Annotated in this window: 20 protein-coding genes; 15 read left to right on the top strand and 5 right to left on the bottom strand. The window is 61.3% G+C overall.

The window, feature by feature from the left end:
• Nucleotides 1-67 precede the first annotated feature (67 nt).
• From BV911_RS02330 to BV911_RS02315, 4 genes are all read left to right on the top strand, one after another.
• A complete protein-coding gene (locus BV911_RS02330) occupies nt 68-1,543 on the top strand; it encodes a SulP family inorganic anion transporter (RefSeq protein WP_240512117.1) in 1,476 nt (491 codons plus the stop codon).
• Nucleotides 1,544-1,566: 23 nt separating this feature from the next.
• A complete protein-coding gene (locus tag BV911_RS02325; RefSeq protein ID WP_086051949.1) occupies nt 1,567-2,415 on the top strand; it encodes a universal stress protein in 849 nt (282 codons plus the stop codon).
• Nucleotides 2,416-2,469: 54 nt separating this feature from the next.
• The gene (locus tag BV911_RS02320; RefSeq protein WP_086051948.1) at nt 2,470-3,612 is read left to right on the top strand and encodes a hypothetical protein; all 1,143 of its coding nucleotides are present in this window, start codon (nt 2,470-2,472) and stop codon (nt 3,610-3,612) included.
• A gap of 72 nt (nt 3,613-3,684) precedes the next feature.
• Nucleotides 3,685-4,707 (top strand): aspartate-semialdehyde dehydrogenase, encoded by a 1,023-nt coding sequence (locus tag BV911_RS02315; protein WP_086051947.1) that lies wholly within the window; start codon nt 3,685-3,687, stop codon nt 4,705-4,707.
• A gap of 55 nt (nt 4,708-4,762) precedes the next feature.
• Here the strand turns inward: BV911_RS02315 and BV911_RS02310 are convergent, their stop codons facing one another.
• Complete coding sequence (locus BV911_RS02310; RefSeq protein ID WP_086051946.1) at nt 4,763-5,449, bottom strand: carbonic anhydrase; 687 nt, start codon at nt 5,447-5,449, stop codon at nt 4,763-4,765.
• A 123-nt stretch (nt 5,450-5,572) separates the two neighbouring features.
• Between BV911_RS02310 and BV911_RS02305 the strand changes: the two genes are divergently transcribed.
• The 3 genes from BV911_RS02305 (at nt 5,573) to BV911_RS02295 (ending at nt 8,256) form a co-directional block, all read left to right on the top strand.
• Nucleotides 5,573-5,956 (top strand): hypothetical protein, encoded by a 384-nt coding sequence (locus BV911_RS02305; protein WP_139840015.1) that lies wholly within the window; start codon nt 5,573-5,575, stop codon nt 5,954-5,956.
• Nucleotides 5,957-6,043: 87 nt separating this feature from the next.
• Nucleotides 6,044-7,438 carry a M17 family metallopeptidase gene (locus BV911_RS02300; protein WP_086051944.1) on the top strand — a complete coding sequence of 465 codons (1,395 nt, stop codon included), beginning with the start codon at nt 6,044-6,046 and terminating at the stop codon, nt 7,436-7,438.
• 53 nt (nt 7,439-7,491) lie between these two features.
• Entirely contained in the window at nt 7,492-8,256 is a 765-nt protein-coding gene (locus tag BV911_RS02295; protein WP_086051943.1) for a C40 family peptidase, read from the top strand.
• 21 nt (nt 8,257-8,277) lie between these two features.
• On the opposite strand, the gene BV911_RS02290 is transcribed toward BV911_RS02295, so the two are convergent.
• The 3 genes from BV911_RS02290 to BV911_RS02280 form a co-directional block, all read right to left on the bottom strand.
• Nucleotides 8,278-8,622, bottom strand: a complete 345-nt coding sequence (locus tag BV911_RS02290) for a DUF2794 domain-containing protein (RefSeq protein ID WP_086051942.1) — start codon at nt 8,620-8,622, stop codon at nt 8,278-8,280.
• Between the two features lie 329 nt (nt 8,623-8,951).
• On the bottom strand, nt 8,952-10,637 hold the full coding sequence (locus BV911_RS02285; protein ID WP_086051941.1) for a DNA polymerase Y family protein: 1,686 nt from the start codon (nt 10,635-10,637) through the stop codon (nt 8,952-8,954).
• Between the two features lie 233 nt (nt 10,638-10,870).
• A complete protein-coding gene (locus BV911_RS02280; RefSeq protein ID WP_168183956.1) occupies nt 10,871-11,173 on the bottom strand; it encodes an I78 family peptidase inhibitor in 303 nt (100 codons plus the stop codon).
• Nucleotides 11,174-11,325: 152 nt separating this feature from the next.
• On the opposite strand from BV911_RS02280, the gene BV911_RS02275 reads away from it, so the two are divergent.
• Genes BV911_RS02275 through BV911_RS02265 form a run of 3 tightly spaced genes read left to right on the top strand, consistent with a single transcriptional unit; the run spans nt 11,326 to nt 13,669 of the window.
• Entirely contained in the window at nt 11,326-12,438 is a 1,113-nt protein-coding gene (locus tag BV911_RS02275; protein WP_086052029.1) for an S-(hydroxymethyl)glutathione dehydrogenase/class III alcohol dehydrogenase, read from the top strand.
• Nucleotides 12,435-12,929, top strand: coding sequence for an N-acetyltransferase family protein (locus BV911_RS02270; RefSeq protein WP_371587754.1), 495 nt, complete (start codon nt 12,435-12,437; stop codon nt 12,927-12,929). Before BV911_RS02275 ends, BV911_RS02270 begins: the two co-directional genes overlap by 4 nt.
• Entirely contained in the window at nt 12,929-13,669 is a 741-nt protein-coding gene (locus BV911_RS02265) for an NYN domain-containing protein (RefSeq protein ID WP_086051938.1), read from the top strand. The genes BV911_RS02270 and BV911_RS02265 overlap by 1 nt, the downstream gene beginning before the upstream one ends.
• A 23-nt stretch (nt 13,670-13,692) precedes the next feature.
• Here BV911_RS02265 and BV911_RS02260 read toward each other — a convergent pair whose 3' ends face one another.
• Nucleotides 13,693-14,310 (bottom strand): TetR/AcrR family transcriptional regulator, encoded by a 618-nt coding sequence (locus BV911_RS02260; RefSeq protein WP_086051937.1) that lies wholly within the window; start codon nt 14,308-14,310, stop codon nt 13,693-13,695.
• Nucleotides 14,311-14,455: 145 nt separating this feature from the next.
• Between BV911_RS02260 and fghA the strand changes: the two genes are divergently transcribed.
• The 5 genes from fghA (at nt 14,456) to BV911_RS02235 (ending at nt 18,168) form a co-directional block, all read left to right on the top strand.
• Complete coding sequence (gene fghA / locus BV911_RS02255) at nt 14,456-15,295, top strand: S-formylglutathione hydrolase (RefSeq protein WP_086051936.1); 840 nt, start codon at nt 14,456-14,458, stop codon at nt 15,293-15,295.
• On the top strand, nt 15,292-15,750 hold the full coding sequence (locus BV911_RS02250) for a YaiI/YqxD family protein (RefSeq protein WP_086051935.1): 459 nt from the start codon (nt 15,292-15,294) through the stop codon (nt 15,748-15,750). The genes fghA and BV911_RS02250 overlap by 4 nt, the downstream gene beginning before the upstream one ends.
• Before the next feature lie 104 nt (nt 15,751-15,854).
• Entirely contained in the window at nt 15,855-16,265 is a 411-nt protein-coding gene (locus BV911_RS02245) for a CopG family transcriptional regulator (RefSeq protein WP_086051934.1), read from the top strand.
• Between the two features lie 32 nt (nt 16,266-16,297).
• The gene (locus BV911_RS02240) at nt 16,298-17,482 is read left to right on the top strand and encodes a PHB depolymerase family esterase (protein WP_086051933.1); all 1,185 of its coding nucleotides are present in this window, start codon (nt 16,298-16,300) and stop codon (nt 17,480-17,482) included.
• A 47-nt stretch (nt 17,483-17,529) separates the two neighbouring features.
• A complete protein-coding gene (locus tag BV911_RS02235) occupies nt 17,530-18,168 on the top strand; it encodes an HAD family phosphatase (protein ID WP_086051932.1) in 639 nt (212 codons plus the stop codon).
• Nucleotides 18,169-18,179: the final 11 nt, after the last annotated feature.

Here is an 18,179-nt window from a genome sequence, read left to right as displayed (position 1 = left end):
TTTGCCCTGACCCAGACTAGACCCTTTCGCGATAATGAAGGGAACGCGTCTTTTGGCAAGTGATCGATTGAACAGGCTGCGGGCCGACTGGCTGGGCAATGTTCGGGCTGACCTGCTCGCCGGACTTGTCGTGGCGTTGGCCCTGATTCCTGAGGCCATCGCCTTCTCGATCATTGCGGGCGTTGATCCGAAGATCGGGCTTTATGCGTCGTTTTCCATTGCTGTTGTGACCGCGATCGCCGGTGGGCGACCGGGCATGATCTCGGCGGCGACCGCGGCAACGGCAGTTCTAATGGTCACGCTGGTGCGTGACCATGGGCTGCAATACCTTCTGGCAGCCACCGTTCTGGCCGGTCTGTTGCAGATCGGCGCGGGTTTCCTGAAGCTGGGCTCCGTGATGCGCTTCGTGTCGCGCTCTGTCATGACCGGCTTTGTGAATGCGTTGGCGATCCTGATCTTCATCGCGCAATTGCCGGAACTGATCGGCGTCACGGGAATCACCTATGTACTGGTCGCGGCCGGGCTGGCGATTATCTATCTGCTGCCGCGCCTGACCACGGCGGTGCCGTCTCCGTTGATCGCAATTGTCGTTCTGACCACCTTGTCGGTTGTCCTGAACCTTGATGTGCGGACCGTGGGCGATATGGGCGAACTGCCCTCAACCTTGCCGATTTTCCTGCTGCCAGACATCCCTCTGAACTTCGAAACCTTGCAGATCATCTTCCCGGTCTCGATCGCAGTCGCGGTGGTTGGCCTGTTGGAAAGCCTGATGACCGCATCGCTTGTCGATGATCTGACCGACACGAAAAGCGATAAGAATCAGGAATGTATCGGGCAGGGGTTGGCCAATACCGTCACCGGCTTCATGGGCGGCATGGCTGGCTGTGCAATGATTGGTCAGTCGATGATCAACGTGAAATCCGGCGGGCGCGGGCGGCTATCGTGTTTCGTGGCCGGTGTCTTTTTGTTGATCCTGATCGTGGGTCTGGGTGATCTGGTGCGGCAAATTCCGATGCCCGCACTGGTGGCAATCATGATCATGGTGTCGATCGGGACGTTCTCGTGGTCGTCGATCCGGTCGTTGCGCGAACACCCGACCAGTTCGTCCATCGTCATGTTGGCGACAGTTGCCGTCACGGTCTACACCCATAACTTGGCGCTGGGCGTGTTGACCGGCGTGCTATTGTCCGGCCTGTTCTTCGCGGGCAAAATTGCGCAGATTTTCCGAGTCACATCGACCTTGTCTGAGGACGGGGTCGAACGGCGCTATGTCATCCAGGGGCAGTTGTTCTTCGCCTCAGCCAACAGCTTCGCCGAATCGTTCGATTATGGCGAGTCGCTGGAGCGGGTGGTCATTGATGTCAGCGGTGCCCATATCTGGGATATTTCGTCGGTGGCAGCGCTCGATATGGCTGTTCTGAAATTTCGCCGCGATGGCGCCGATGTCGAGATCATCGGCATGAATGCGGCCAGCGAAACCATCGTCGACAAGCTTGGGGTTCATGACAAGCCCGGGGCGCTTGATAAGATGATGCAACATTAATGATGCAACACTGAGGGCTGACCATGACTGATTTAATCGCACTGGTTGACGGATCGGCCTATTCGACAAGCGTTTGCGATCATGCCGCATGGATCGCCGGACGCACGGACCGCCGCGTGATCGTCGCCCATATTCTTGGCCACCGGCAAGGGGTTAAGAGCGATCTCAGCGGTAATATCGGGCTGGGCGCGCGGACGGCGCTTCTGGAGGAACTGGCCGAACTGGATGAAGCACGGGCGCGACTGGCGCAAAAGCGGGGCCGCGCCATTCTGGAGGATGCCAAGGCGCGTCTGGAGGCGGATGGCGTGCGCCGCGTTGAAACACGGCTGCGCAATGGCGATCTGGTCGAAACTGTTCAAGGCATGGAAGCCGACGCCGATCTCATCCTGATTGGCAAGCGCGGCGAGGCAGCAGAGACCGCCAAGTTGCACCTTGGCTCCAACGTTGAGCGGGTCGTCCGCGCCAGCACTAAGCCGGTTCTGGTGTGTAATCAGGCCTTTAAGCCAATCAAACGGATCATGGTGGCGTTCGACGGCGGGCCTCAATCGCTGAAGGCGGTGGATCATGTGGCGCGCAGTAAGGTGTTTGCGGGCACCGACTGCCATTTGCTGTTTGTCGGCGCTGAGACTGCCGAGACACGCAGCCGGATCGACGGGGCGGCGGCTTTGTTGCGCGGCGGCGGCTATAACGTCACCACCGGGATTGCTGCGGCGCCGGCCGAAGATGCGATTCCGGCCCAGATCACGGCGGAAAACATCGATTTGTTGATCATGGCGGGCTATCGCCACTCGCGGATCCGCAGCATGATTGTCGGTTCTACCACCTCCGAGGTGATGCGGTCCTCGCCGATCCCATTCTTGCTGTTGCGCTGATCCCGGCGGGCGGTCCGGGGCGGAGCAGCGACAGGCACAGCAACGAGGGCGGCGATGTATTATTATCTGAAAGACGGCAATCCGGAAATCGACGGCATGATGGCCTCGGTTTGCGAGACGGGCGGCGGCGGCACCTGCATTTCCGATCTGCGCTGGCGCTTTCGCGGCTATCCAGAAACCGCAGACCGGGCCCGCGACGCGCTGCGCACCGCCAAGCATCAACCGCGCAGTCGCGGTACGCCGACCTTGAAGAAAATGCTCTATTCGGTGCAGTACAACTGGTTCCGCCACCTGTTCGACACCCATCCTGATGCCGTGGCGGTGGCCTGGAACGGGCTGACCGGCACCCGGCGGGCGTTTATGGCGGCGGCCAAGGATGCCGGGCGGCCCCGGGTCTATCTAGAACGCGCGCCCTTGCCGGGGCGGGTGACCGTCGATCCGGTCGGGATCAATCAGTTGAATTCGCTGCCCCGGGACCCAGCCTTTTACCGGAATTGGGCGGCAGACGCGCCGTCGCGATCCGGGATGGGCTGGATGCAAATGAAAGAAACCCTGACCGCGCGCCAGTCCAAGCGCGCTGATGTGGGCCAAAGCGACGATGCATCGGCTTTGGCCGGGCAGAATTTTATCTTTTGTCCGCTACAAGTGCCGGATGACACCCAGATTCGCCAATTCGCGGGTTGGGTCGGTGATCTGGATGGCTTCATCGCCGCGTTGGTGACCGCAGCGGCGCATCTGCCCCCGGGTTGGCATCTGCGGCTCAAGGAACATCCGTCGTCGAAAATTCCGTTGACCGAGACCTTGTCGGCGGCGATGGCGGCGCATCCAGGCCGGATTGTGATCGACAATGCCACCGACACATTCCGTCAGGTCGAGGCTGCCAAGGCCGTCATTACCTTGAATTCTTCGGTCGGATTGCAGGCGTTCTTCTATGAGCGCCCGGTGCTGGTGCTGGGCGAGGCGTTCTTCCGGATGCCGGGTCTGGTCACGCCGATTGATGGTCCGGCTGACCTTGCCGCCGCGTTTTCTGGCGCTGACGACCTGACCTTTGATGCCGGTCTGCGCGATGTCTTCATGACCTATCTCGATCAGGTTTATTATCCAAAAGTGGTCCCGGGCGCCGGTGGAACGGTCGCCGTGGCACCCGATTTGGTGCGGCCAAAACTGGCGCAAGCGCACAGAACGGTCGCCCAATAATCCCCATTGCCCTTCCCTCGGGCGCGCTGGTGCGATAGGGGACGCCCGATACACACAAAGGAGTCCCGGAATATGGGGTATAATGTCGTCGTCGTCGGCGCCACGGGCAACGTGGGCCGCGAAATGCTAAATATTCTGGCCGAGCGGGCATTCCCGGTCGACAAGATCGCTGTTCTGGCCTCGCGCAAGTCGATGGGCACCGAGGTGAGCTTTGGCGACAAGACTCTGAAAACCCAGGATCTGGAGCAATTTGATTTCACCGGCTGGGATATCGCGTTGTTCGCGGTTGGTTCGGATGCGACCAAAATCTATGCGCCGCGTGCTGCTGGTGCGGGATGCGTCGTGATCGATAACAGCTCGCTCTATCGCTATGATCCGCAGGTGCCGCTGATCGTGCCAGAAGTGAATCCCGAAGCGATCATGGGCTATTCCAAGAAAAACATCATCGCCAATCCGAATTGCTCGACGGCCCAGATGGTTGTCGCCCTGAAGCCGCTGCATGATCGTGCCAAGATCAAGCGCGTGGTTGTTTCGACCTACCAGTCGGTTTCCGGCGCGGGCAAAGAAGCGATCGACGAGCTGTGGGATCAGACCAAGGGCATGTATGTCCCCGGTCAGGAAAAAGCGCCGAATAAATTCACCAAGCAGATCGCCTTCAACGTGATTCCCCATATCGATGTCTTCCTCGAGGATGGCACGACCAAGGAAGAATGGAAGATGGTGGCCGAAACCAAAAAGATCATCGACCCGTCGATCAAGGTCACCGCGACCTGCGTTCGGGTGCCGGTCTTTGTGGGCCACGCGGAATCGATCAACATCGAGTTCGAAGAGCATCTGGATGAAGAAGAAGCCCGCGACATTCTGCGGGAAGCACCCGGCATCATGGTGATCGATAAGCGCGAAGACGGCGGTTACATCACGCCGGTCGAATGCGTCGGTGATTACGCCACCTTCATCAGCCGCATTCGTCAGGACAGCACCATCGATAACGGGATCAACCTGTGGTGCGTCAGCGACAACCTGCGCAAAGGCGCGGCGTTGAACGCGGTTCAGATTGCAGAAACGCTGGGCAACCGGGTTCTGAAAAAAGGCTAAGCCTTCGCGCCCGGGCCTGTTTTCAGGCCCGGGCGTTGTGCTGGCAAGTGCCGGGTCAGACCGGCGCGAACTTCCGGGTTTCGCCGTCCAGCACTTCCAACTCGCCACTGGCGACATTGACCCACATCCCATGCACGGCCAATTCGCCATTCTCGATGGCGTCGCGCACAAAGGGAAAGGTCATCAGGTTTTCAATGGAAACCACGACCGCCTCGCGTTCCAAGGCCGCTTGTTGCGCGTCGATCCCGTCCAGATCCTTGATCCGCTCATATCCGGGGCGCAGGATGTCCAGCCACCGGCCGATAAAACTGTCCGGATCATCCAATTCGGGGCTGTCGCCCGCACACATCTGATGGCATCCGGCGACTCCGCCGCAGATCGAATGGCCCATGATGATGAGGTTGGCGATCTGCAAATGCCGGACCGCGTATTCCAACGCCGCTGAGGTGCCGTGATGATCCGTATCCGGGGCATAGGGCGGCACCAGATTGGCAATATTGCGGTGAATGAAGAATTCGCCGGGGCCGGCGCCGAACAATTCGGTCACATGAACCCGGCTGTCACAGCAGGAAATCACCATACAGCGCGGCCGTTGGCCCTTTTCCGCAAGCCGTCGATACCAGACCTGATTTTCAACGTGATCGGTCGCTTTCCATCCGCGATAGCGTTGGATCAGATAGCCGGGGGCGGGCTGAATCTTGAGGCCGGTTGTGCTGGTAATGTCGGGCGTTTGGTCGTCCATCGGTCAACTCCCTAAGATTTGCACGATATTTGATGCGGTTTCCCGCAGGGGAACAAGGTCTTGTTCAGGAAGGGCGGGCAAATTGCAAGAGATTGCAGGGGGGCGATGGAAAAGGGGCGTTATGTGACAAGGAATCTGTCTGTTTTACGGCATGTGGAAACCATTCGGCTGGATTCCCGGCGGCTGGACGATCTCTATCGGCATCTCGGGCGGTCGCGGGCGGATGATCTGCTCTGTGCAGGGATGGAAACGCTGGTGCGATGTCTGTCGCAGATAGAGCGGGACCAGAACGCCGTCCAACCTGACCTTTTGGTCCAGACGGCGGCAGAACTGGAATCCACTGCCGAACAGATCGGGCTGCCGTTGCTGCGGCGTGTGGCCCGAAACCTGCAAGATGCGGCCACCTGTGGGGATACGGTGGCGATCATGGCAGTCTGCGCCCGGTTGTCCCGGGTGGGGCATCAGTCGTTATCGGCGTTCTGGAATTCCGATGGCCGGGCGGGTTGAACTTGGCCGGGGGTGGGCGCTTTGACTTGCTACTCGGGTGCACACAGGCGCATAAGATCCCGATAAGCCAGTCATTTTGAGGAAGCCATGTCGTTGAAGTTCGCAGATCCCGAAAGCCCGTCGCGCCCGCTCGTTCTTGTGACCCCTGCCACCTTGGCAGAGTGGCTGGCCACCCAGACCGCACCGGTGGCGACTTGGGTGTCGGATTGTGGCTTCGCCGGGGCTGAGGGCGAATTGTGCCTGCTGCCGGATGCCTCTGGGGCGTGTGTTGGGGCGGTCTTTGGTCTGGGGCCAGACGCCGCACGGCAGCGCAGCCGCTTTGTCGTGGCGCAGGCGGCATCAAGGCTGCCGGTGGGGGCATGGCACATCGCGACGCCCCTTGACCCCCGGGATGCGGACGAGGCGTGTCTGGCGTGGCTTTTGGCCGGCTATGGGTTCACCCGCTATGCTGGCACCTCCCGGGAAACCGCGCAACTGGTCTGCCCTGAGGGCGTGGATGCGGCGCGGCTGGAAGCTTTGGCTGCCGGCGAGGCGCTGACCCGGGACCTGATCAATACACCGGCCTCTGATATGGGCCCAGGCGAGCTTGAACAGGCCGCCCGCGATCTGGCTGCAGACTTTCAGGCGGATTTCAATTGTGTGGTCGGCGACGATCTGTTGGCGGCGAATTTTCCGATGGTCCATGCGGTCGGGCGCGCGTCCAGCCGGGCGCCACGTTTGATCGACATGCGGTGGGGCCAAAGCGGTCCGCGGGTGACCCTTGTCGGCAAAGGGGTGATCTTTGACACCGGTGGTCTCGACATCAAGCCTGCGGCGTCGATGGGGCTGATGAAAAAGGATATGGGCGGGGCGGCCACGGTTCTGGGGCTGGCGCGGATGATCATGGCGCTGAACCTGCCCGTGCGGTTGCGGGTTGTGATCCCGGCGGTGGAAAACGCCATTGCTGGCAATGCGTTTCGGCCGCAGGATATTCTGACCTCTCGCAAGGGCTTGACCGTCGAGATCAACAATACCGATGCGGAAGGTCGGCTGGTTCTTGCCGACGCGTTGACCTTCGCGGGCGAAGAAAACCCCGACCTTCTGGTGTCGATGGCAACCCTGACCGGGGCGGCACGGGTGGCGGTCGGCCCAGATCTGGCGCCGTTCTTTACCGATGATACCGGTCTGGCGCAGGCTTTGTTGCGTGCGGGCGATTTGGTCCGCGATCCGGTCTGGCAGTTGCCGTTTCATGCCCCGTATGAGCCTATGATTGAACCGGGAATCGCGGATTTGGACAATGCGCCGAAGGGCGGATTTGCCGGGGCGATCACCGCCGCGCTGTTCCTGCGCCGCTTTGTCCCCGAGGGCCAGCGCTATGCCCATTTCGATATTTATGGCTGGCAACCGGTCGCGGCCCCGGCCCGGCCCAAGGGTGGCGTCGGTCAAGGGGCCCGCGCCCTGCTTGAGGCGCTTCCGACGGCGCTTGAACTTCCACAGCTATAGGATAGGGAGTCTGCCAAGCAGAAAATGCAGGCACCGATAGCGGGATCGATCACATGAGCGGCAAGGCCCACGGCACCACCCAACGGTTTCAGGTCACAGTTCCTGTGGCCGATTTGCGCAAAACGCCGGGCGGCGCGCGGGTGCGTCAGCTGCTGATGGGCGCGATCGTCACCGCCAGCGGTCAGCGGGATGGGGCCTATATGGTCGAGGCCGAACAGGACGGCTATGCGGGGTTCATTGACCCGGCCCTGCTGGCCCCGGCCCGGCCTGCGACCCACAAGGTCGCGACGCTGGCGACCCATCTTTACAAACGTCCCGACCTGAAATCCGAAGATGTGGTCAGCCTGTCTTTTGGCACGCTGCTGACCCTGACCGACCGGGATGGCGCGTTCTTCCGGACCCAGGACGGTTTGTTCGTACCGGCGGTCCATGTGGCCAAGGCGCATCTGCGATACCGCGATCCGGTGGCCGTGGCCGATCTGTTTCTGGGCACCCCCTATCTTTGGGGCGGCAATTCCCGGCTGGGTCTTGATTGTTCGGGGCTGGTTCAGACGGCGCTTCTGGCCTGCGGCGTGGCCTGCCCGGGGGACAGTGGCGATCAGGAGCGGGTGCTGGGCAAGGCACTGGCCCCGCGGACGGCCCCGCAACGGGGCGATCTGATGTTCTGGCGCGGGCATGTGGCGCTGGTGGTGGACCCGGACCTGTTGATCCACGCCAACGCCCATCATATGGCCGTGGCGCTGGAACCGGTCACCGATGCGATTGCTCGGATCGCCGAGCAGGGCGATGGCGCCGTCACCTCGCATCGTCGGCTCTAGGCGCGGCCCGATCCGGTGGGCTCAGACGGGCCGGATCAGCTTGCGCTCCAGCACCCGCAGCACGGCTTTCAGGTCTTCGCCGCGTTTCAGGATCTGGCCATTCATCCCGACCACGGCATATTGGCCCTGCCGGTTGCGCAGCTTCGGGGTCTTCTCGATCCGATAAAGCGGATTTTCTGCTGTGCGCCGGAAGATCGAAAAGACCGCCCGGTCGCGCAGGCAAGAAATACCATAATCGCGCCATTCGCCAGCGGCCACCATGCGGCCATAAAGCGTCAGGATCAGCCCCAGCTCTAAGCGCTGAAAGGCAACCTGTTCGGTCGTGTGAGGCGGTCCGGGAAACGGGGTCGGGCTTTGCACGGTCATGGCCTAAGCTTGGGCCGCTTGGGACGTGAAATCAAGTCTCTCGCGCCCGCCGGGCCACGACCCCAGCGGTCAGGCCGCTGGGCGAATTTTTCACCAATTCTTCTCTTATTGTTGCGTTTATTCGCGAGATTCGCCATGAAAATGCCCGATTTGTCGGGCAAACCGTGAGGGTAGCCAAGTGCTATGGACCCCGGGGCCGGTTTTCAATTGCCCCCACATTTGCGGCGCCGGGGTCCGATTTTTTCCACCATTTTTCGCGCACGTCCCGCAGGCCGGTGGCTTCTGCGCCGCGCAGGTCAGGCCACCGTCAGGCCATCGCTAGGCCACTGTCAGGCAAAGGCCCCCTGACAGAACCATCCGGCCGACAAGGTGCCGCCATGGGCGTAGTACAGCCACAAGGATGCGCCGTCGGCGGTGGTCACCTGCCAGTAATCGCGCACACCGCTGCGCCAGTTGGGGTCATCAAGCCACCATTCCGGGCAAATCCGCTCGGGGCCACGGGTTGCCACACAGCAGTACTCCCGCCGTCGCCAGACAAACCGCTTGCTCAGTCGGCGCGGGGCATTCTTGGCCGGGGGCGGCCCTTCCTCAATCGGCGTAACCGGTTCTGGCCGCCAGCACAGCAATGGACGCGGCGTCGGCGTCGGCGGCCAATGAGCGGCGGGCGCCGACCACGCCGCCGCCAGCACCTGCGCCGTCTTTTCTGGAATATGGGTGTCGACCGGATGCTTGCGGGTCACGGCCTCTGGGCTTAGCCGCGCCCCAAGGCGACCGATCAGATCGTCCAGCCGGGTGTCGTCGGTTTGCCGGGCCACGGCGTCCCGGGCGGCATCAAGATGGCCCTTGTGCTGGGTGGCGTGAACCGGTTCGGTCACCGGGGCCTCCAGCCGCAGGCAGTCGATCCCCGGTCCGGCGTCGATCTGGCCCAGCTTCAGGATCAGAAGGGGGCGGATCCGGTCGGGATCGGCGCTGGGGCGGGCCAGCCCGATCTCGATCTCTTCCATGCGGCGGTCGCAGCGGAACGCTTGGAACCGGACGGTGCGCGCACCCTGTCCAGCGGCCCGCAGCTTAGTCTCCAGCCGCGCCAGCAACCGGTCGATCCCGGCGATCAGGTCGCTTTCCAGTCCGATCGGTTCCGGCAGGGTCATCCGCAGGGCAAACCGGGGCGGGGCGGCGGCGGGTGACACCGGCTCGGGAACTGCGCCAAAGGCCTGATCCATCCGCATCACCACCCCTTGGCCAAAGCGCCGTGCCAAACCGGCCCGGGGCTGTGCGGCCAGGTCCTCGATTCGACGCAGCCCGAGACGGGCCAAGGCGGCGACATCCCCGGGCTCAAGGCGCAGGGCTGCGATCGGAAGCGGGTTCAACACCTGACGGGTCAGTCCCGGCGGGGCGATTCGCAGCGTTTGTGTGCCTTGCGCAACGGCGGTGGCAGGCGAGGCCCCGCCGCGTTCCCAATGGCGCCGCTTCACGGCGCGGGACCGCGTCGCCCGGGCCTCTTGATCGATGGCATCGCCGCTGCGGACGCTGTCAGCCGTCACCCCGGCAAAGCGGGCCAGTGCCCAAGCCGCCCCCACCGTATCGGCCAGCCCAAGCCGTACGGTCAGGCCCAGATCGGTGCAGTCCGCTTCGATCTGCGTCGCCAGTGCCGCTTCGCCGCCGAACAGATGCGCGCAGCCGGTCAGGTCCAACATCAGCGTCCCGGGCGGGTCTTCTGCCACCCAAGGCGAGAATTTCCCGGCCCACCGGCGCAGCGCTGACAGCAGGGCCAATTCAGCCCGCAGGATGCGGGGCCGGGTCAGCAGGCCGGGGCACAGGGCGCGCGCATCGCTTAAGGGTTGGCCCAGCCGCAATCCCTCCGCTTCGGCCAAGACCGAGAGGCTGGTGATGACCTGACCGTTGGCGTGGTCCCCGATCACGGCCAGCGGCGCCTCAAGGGCGCTCTGTTCCAGACGCAACAGGCGTTCAGCCCCCAAACGTGGGAACCAGAGGGACAAAATCCGACGAGCCGGCATTATTGTGGCAGCAATAATGTTCTCATTATGTTCTGATACGGGCGACTCACCCCTCGTGTCGAGAGGGGTTTTCCCGCCAGCGGCCATGGTCCCGCCTCGTGTGGCGCGGTCCGAACACGGTCCGACGAAAGTCCGATAAAAGTCCGAACAAGGTCCGACGCTTGTTTGTCATGCCAAAAGGGCCGGTGCAGCATACTGCAACCGGCGAGACGGGGGGCGGTCCGTACCGTGATTTAGCCGCAGAAAATCCGGCTGACAGTTCCGTCCGGGCTGGTCGTGAAGGTCAGGCGATTGGCCTCGAAATCCTTGGTGACAAAAGAATCCGCAGCCAGAACCCGGACCTGAACGCCCGTGTTCAGCGTGTCGACCACCGAGATCGGCTCGCCCTTAAGATAGGTGTAAAATGACGCATCACAGGTCACCGGTTCCGGGGCAGCAGGTTGCACCTCAGCCAATTGTGCCGGTTGACAGGCGGCAAGACCAAGGCCGCCAAGGCCGAGTAGAAAGACGGTGTGAAGTTTTCGAACTGAAGACATGCTTTTCCTCATTTTCCGGTAAAGTGCCTAGACTGCCGAAAATCTGCAATGGCTTCTGCAAGAACGTTGAAACCCTGTGTCTTTTCGACCAATATCCGCGCGAATGCAACGCTGGGGCCATCGGTCCAAACCAGTCGAACGAGGGTCATTACATGCGTACCAAAGCAGCTGTAGCACTGAAAGCCGGTGCCCCGCTTGAAGTAATGGAGGTCGAACTCGACGGCCCGAAAGCAGGCGAGGTTCTGGTCGAAATCAAGGCCACCGGTCTATGCCACACCGACGAATTCACCCGGTCTGGTGCCGATCCGGAAGGCCTGTTTCCCGCCATCCTTGGCCACGAAGGCGCAGGTGTGGTTCTGGAAGTGGGGCCGGGCGTTACCACCCTGAAACCCGGCGACCACGTGATCCCGCTGTATACGCCCGAATGCCGGGAATGTGAGTATTGCCTCAATCCCAAGACCAACCTCTGCCAAAAGATCCGCACCACCCAAGGTCAGGGCCTGATGCCTGATGGCACGTCGCGGTTCTCTATGCTCGATGGCACCCCAATCCTGCATTACATGGGGTGCTCGACCTTCGCCAACCACACCGTCCTGCCTGAGATTGCTTTGGCCAAGGTGCGGTCCGACGCGCCGTTCGACAAGATTTGTTATATCGGCTGCGGGGTGACCACGGGCATCGGTGCCGTGATCAATACTGCCAAGGTCGAGATCGGGTCGCGCGCCATTGTCTTTGGTCTGGGCGGCATCGGTCTGAACGTGTTGCAGGGGCTGCGGCTTGCCGGGGCAGACCAGATCGTTGGCGTCGATGTGAACCCAGACAAAATTCCGATGGCGACCCGCTTTGGCATGACCGATTTCGTCAATCCAAAAGAGGTGGAGGGCGATTTGGTGGCGCATCTGGTGGCCCTCACGGGGGGCGGCGCCGACTATACGTTTGATGCCACGGGCAATGTCAGCGTCATGCGGACGGCACTGGAGGCGGCGCATAAGGGCTGGGGCGAGTCGATCATCATTGGCGTGGCGCCAGCCGGGGCCGAGATTTCCACCCGTCCGTTTCAACTTGTGACCGGTCGGTCGTGGCGCGGCACCGCGTTTGGCGGCGCCCGTGGCCGCACCGACGTGCCGAAGATCGTCGATTGGTACATGGACGGCAAAATCGAGATCGACCCGATGATCACCCACACGCTGGCGCTGGAAGACATCAACAAGGGCTTTGATCTGATGCATGAGGGCAAGTCCATCCGGGCCGTCGTGGTCTATTGACCGTTCAGATTCGCCCGGCAACCGCAGGGGATCGACTCGCGCTCTGGTCGATGTTGGAACCGGCATTTCGGGCCGGCGACACCTATACGATTGATCCGGGCGTGTCGGAAGACGACGCGCTTGCTTATTGGACGTCGTCGCCGAAGACGGTGTTTCTTGCAGAAACCACCCGGCCCTTAGGCACGTATTTCCTGACGCCAAATCAGGGCGGCAACGGGGCGCATGTGTGTAATTGCGGCTTTGTCACGGCCGCAGATGCGCAGGGGCAAGGGGTGGCCTCGGCTATGCTAAACCATGCGCTGGCGCTGGCGCCGACGCTTGGTTTTCGCGCCATGCAGTTCAATTTCGTGGTCAGCACCAATGCCGGTGCAATCCGGTTGTGGCACCGCGCCGGATTTGACACAGTGGGTCGGCTACCTGCCGCCTTTCGTCACCCGGCCGCAGGGTATGTTGATGCGTTGGTGATGTACAAGACTCTGCAGGAGGTCTGATGCCTGATCCCACAACCAAGCTGTTGGCCGTTCTGATCGATGCCGACAATGTGCCCGCGAGCTATGCCGAAGCCATATTTGAGGAAATCTCAAGCTTCGGGGAAGCCTCGATCCGGCGCATTTACGGTGATTTTGCGCGGGATGGCCTGAAGGGCTGGTCGAAAAAGCTGGCGCAACTGGCGATCGTGCCAATTCAGGCTCCGTCGAACACACGTGGCAAGAATTCATCGGATATCGCGCTCGTTATCGACGCAATGGACATCCTGCACACCGGTCGGTTCGATGGCTTCGTTCTGGTGTCGTCAGACAGTGATTTCACCCGTCTGGCCAGCCGGATCCGTGAGCAGGGCATCGATATCTATGGCATGGGCGAACAAAAGACCCCGGAAAGCTTTCGCCGCGCCTGCAAGCGGTTCATCTATGTCGAAAACCTGTCCCGTGATCCTTCGGACCCCGATCCTGAGCCCGCACTGCCGGGAGCGTTGGAGCCGGCCGGCGTGGCGCGCAAATTGCAGCCTCTGGATGCCCGTCCATTGATTCTGCGGGCGATGGACGCCATCGAACAGGATGACGAGTGGTATTCTCTGGGCCAGATCGGCCAGTATATTACCGCCGGAAATCCTGATTTCGACGCTCGGAACTACGGTAAGAAAAAACTGAGCGACCTGATGGCCGAGCTGAAAATGTTTGAGATCCGGCGCGGTGCCGGAAATCAGTTCGAAGCGCGCCGTCTGGACTGAACCCGGTCGGGGCGCGAGGCGGGTCAAATCCCGTAGCGGGCCATGAACATCTGAACAGCGCCGTCGATCACCCGGGTGATCTGGGCGGCGCTGACATCGTCAGTCATATTGAAAATCAGCCTGCTGAACAAATCGGCCTTGCAAAGCTCTGCGAACTGATCGGCGGCCAGCCGACAATCGTCGATCTGCAACTCTCCCCGGGCCACGGCCCCTTGCAGATAATTGGCCAACTGGTTGCGGGCTTGCTCGGGTCCAGAGCGATAGAACGTCCGGCCAATTTCGGGAAAGCGGTGGGCTTCGGCGACACAAATCCGGAACACCTGCTGTCCGAAGGCAGACAGGAAAAATCCGGTCATTCGCTCTGCGATCTCGCGCAGGGTGTCTTCGACGCTTCGCCCACTCATGGACAAGACGATCGCGGTTTCAGCTTGGCGACAACATTCTGCTTGGGCAACTTCAAGAAACAGCAATTTCTTGTCGGGGAAGTAGCTGTAGAGCGTCGCTTTTGACACGCCAGCCGATCGCGCAATGGCATCGACTGTCGCGCCTTCAAAGCCTTCGCGCAGAAAGACCTCACGCGCCCCGGACAGGACCTGATCGTACTTCCGGCCCTTTTTGATCTGTGGGATCGGCTGGTCCACTTGGTACTCCTGACACGTCGCATCGGTGATAAACCAAACGGTTTAGTTTCCGCAAGCGCCGGACCTAAACCATAGGCCCACACACAGTCTTGCCGGAACCGGTTCAGTGCCGTAGCCGTTAAAAAAGGGTTTAAAGGGTATTCAAATGGAAATCATTTCGGAAACGCGGTCCTATGGGGGCATACAGGGGGTCTATTGTCATCCGTCCGACGTGTGCGCCTGTGACATGACATTTGGTCTCTTCATTCCGCCCGCAGCGACGCTGAAGCCGGTCCCGCTGCTGTGGTATCTGTCTGGGCTAACCTGTACCCATGCCAATGCGATGGAAAAGGCGGGGGCGCAGGCGCATGCGGCGAAGCATGGCTTTGCTTTGGTGCTTCCTGACACCTCGCCGCGCGGAGCGGCTGTTGCCAACGATCCCGGCTTCGATCTGGGGCAGGGCGCAGGCTTTTATGTCAATGCGGTTCAGGACCCGTGGAAAGCCCACTATCGGATGTGGGACTATATCGTCGACGAGCTGCCGCTACTCTTGGCCGCCCACTTCCCGCTGGACATGACACGCCAGTCGATTTCGGGCCATTCAATGGGGGGGCATGGCGCTTTGACCATTGCGATGGCCCATCCTGAGCGGTTTCAATCGGTGTCGGCCTTTGCCCCGATTTCCCATCCGTCGCGATCACGGTGGGGGCGCAAGCAGTTCATGGCGTATCTTGGAACCGAAGAGTCCGACTGGGCCAAGCACGATTCCAGCCTTCAGATGCGTGATGTGGGGTTTGATGGCCCGGTCCTGATCGATCAGGGGGGCGCGGATCAGTTTCTGGATTTGCTGATGCCCGAGGCATTGGCACAGGCCATGTTCAAGCGCCGACAAAACGGACAGTTCCGGCTCCATCCCGGCTATGACCACTCTTATTACTTTATTTCGTCGTTCTTCGAGGACCATGCCCAGTTCCATGCGGATGCGTTCTCTGCGGTGCCAGCATGACAACGTTGTACATTGACGCGGATGCCTGCCCGGTTAAGGCCGAGGCAGAGCGGGTTGCGACGCGTCATCGGGTGCCGATGGTTCTGGTGTGTAACGGTGGCTTGCGCCCGTCACAGAACCCGCTGGTCAGTCATGTATTTGTCGAGGCTGGCCCCGATATTGCAGATATGTGGATCGCAGATCGTGCTGCCCCCGGCGATGTGGTGGTCACGTCGGATATCCCATTGGCAGACCGCTGCGTCAAAGCGGGCGCGCGGGTTTTGCAGCATAACGGCGAAGCGTTGACGCAGGCGAATATCGGCCCACGCTTGGCGACCCGCGATCTGATGAGCGATATTCGCGCGGCGGATCCGTTCCATGTCAGTGGCGGGCGGGCGTTTTCCAAAGCTGATCGGTCCCGGTTTCTGCAAGCGTTGGACACGGCCTTGTTGGCTGCAAAGCGCGACGCTGGCTGACCGCGGCGTCGGGGTTGGGTCAGAAATTATGCTGCAGTGCAGAATAACCCTCTTGAAGTCGCGAAATCATCCTCCATATACCATCCATACGGATGGAGAAATGGATGACGGCCGGACAAAGCGTTAAACCTGCTGACAATGAGAAGATCACAATCAACCTCGGTCATGTCGATCTGGGCCGCATTGATCTTCTGGTTCAGGACGGGTTTTATTCCAACCGGACGGATTTTATCCGCACCGCGATCCGCAACCATTTGTCCGCCGAAAGTGATGCGCTGTCCGGTTCGATGGCGCGCCACCAGCTCGAGCTCGGGCTGAGGGTCATCTCGCGGGCCGAATTAGAGGCAGCACTGGCTGCCGGGCGGCATCTTTCGATCAGGGTCGTCGGCTTGGCGCGCATCGCGCCGGATGTCAGTGCGGAACTGGCCCGGGCCACCATCACTTCTCTTAACATACTTGGGGCGCTTCAGGCCTCGGCAGATGTCAAAGCGGCCCTCGCGGACCGCATCCAATAGCGTTGCAAGACGTGTGATCATTAGGACAAATCATGACCGATGACTTCAAAAGTGCGATGCGCCGCGCCTTGGCCCAGACCCGATCGGGGAACTTGGGCGATGCCACCCGAACCCTCCAGTCTGCGCTGAACAGAGGTGGTGCCGCGCAATCACAACCGGGTGCAGCCACACAGCTCGGGACTGGGGCAGGTAAGCCGTCCGGCGATGCCAAAGGCCCGCGGATAGACCCAAATGCGGCTGAGGCAGAAGTGCTTTTCCCCCGCAAAGCCGCAAAGCGCGGCTCATTGCGGGATGTGATGACCCGGTTGCGGGATGGCGTCGGCGGAATGCCGTCGCAGACCGCCTCGCCGACAATTCCCGACAAGGCGCGCTACGACTGGCGGAGCTACAGCAACAGCGCTGGCGCACGCGATTATCGCCTCTATGTGCCGTCCAGCTTGTCGGGGACGCCCCGCGGCCTGATCGTGATGCTGCACGGGTGCACCCAGAGCCCAGATGATTTCGCGGTCGGAACAGGAATGAACGAACTGGCCGAGGCGCATCAGTTGATCGTGGCCTATCCGTCGCAGACACGGGCCTTCAATCCGATGGGCTGCTGGAACTGGTTTCGATCCGGCGATCAGACCGGGACGGCGGGCGAGCCTGCAATCCTGGCCGGACTTGCGACCGAACTGGCGCAGGAATTTGGTCTCGATCACACGCGGGTGTTCGCGGCAGGCCTGTCAGCGGGCGGCGGCATGGCCGACATTCTGGGCCAGACTTGCCCGGACACCTTTGCCGCAATCGGCGTCCATTCTGGCCTGCCTGCTGGCGCGGCCAAGGATGCGACCTCTGCATTCGCGGCCATGCGCGGGGATGCGCCCGCACCGGTGGCAAAGGGTGGACGCGGACGCCCCCGCATCATCGTCTTTCATGGCAGCGCGGATAGCACCGTCGCGCCCGTGAACGGCGACCGCTTGATCGCGCTGGCCCGGGACGGCGACACTGCGCCTGCGACCGTGCTGCAAGGCACCTCGGCGGGCGGGCGCGGCTATACCCGCAGCACGGTCGCGGGGGCGGATGGGATCGCGCAGTCTGAGTATTGGAAAATCGACGGCGCAGGCCATGCCTGGTCCGGGGGGAATTCTGCGGGAACTTACACTGATCCTCAGGGACCGGCTGCATCGGACGAGATGGTGCGCTTCTTTCTGGAACCCTTTACAACCCCGGCAAGGTAACGTCCCTTGCCGGCACCGACGATCGCCACAAATCTTACGAGGGTTCCATGAGTATCGAGGCAGTAATTTTCGACATCGGCAATGTCCTGATCGAGTGGCAGCCAGAGCGGTTCTATGACGCTGCCATCGGTCGCGACCGCCGCGAGGCAATGTTCGCAGCGGTGGACTTGCATGCGATGAACGATCTGGTGGATCGCGGCGAAAATTTCCAGACCACGGTCTATGCCACCGCCGAAGAATATCCGGATTTCGCGGCCGAAATTCGGATGTGGCACGACAATTGGATTGAGATGGCCAGCCCTGCGATTCCGGGCTCGATCGAATTGCTGCGGGCGCTTAAGGCAAAGGGCGTGCCGGTGTTTGCCCTGTCGAATTTTGGCATCGAAAGTTTTGAGTACGCCGAAACCAAGTATGATTTTCTGGGCGAGTTTGATCGGCGCTATGTGTCCGGCCATATGGGGGTGATCAAACCCGATCCTGAAATTTACGAGATTGTGGAACTGGATACGGGCATCAAGCCCGCCGGATTGCTGTTCACCGATGACCGAATGGACAACATCCGGGTGGCCGAGGGCCGTGGCTGGGCCACCCATCTGTTCGAGGGGCCTGAAGGCTGGGCCCGAAAATTGGTCGAGCAAGGGCTCCTGACCACTGCTGAAGCGGGCTTAGCCCCCGGCACTGCCTAAACCATGCAGCA

This window comes from Pseudoruegeria sp. SK021, from assembly GCF_002119405.1.
Taxonomy (GTDB): Bacteria; Pseudomonadota; Alphaproteobacteria; order Rhodobacterales; family Rhodobacteraceae; genus Meridianimarinicoccus.
Note: the sequence above shows the minus strand (reverse complement) of the source record. Positions and strands in the feature narration are given on the sequence as shown.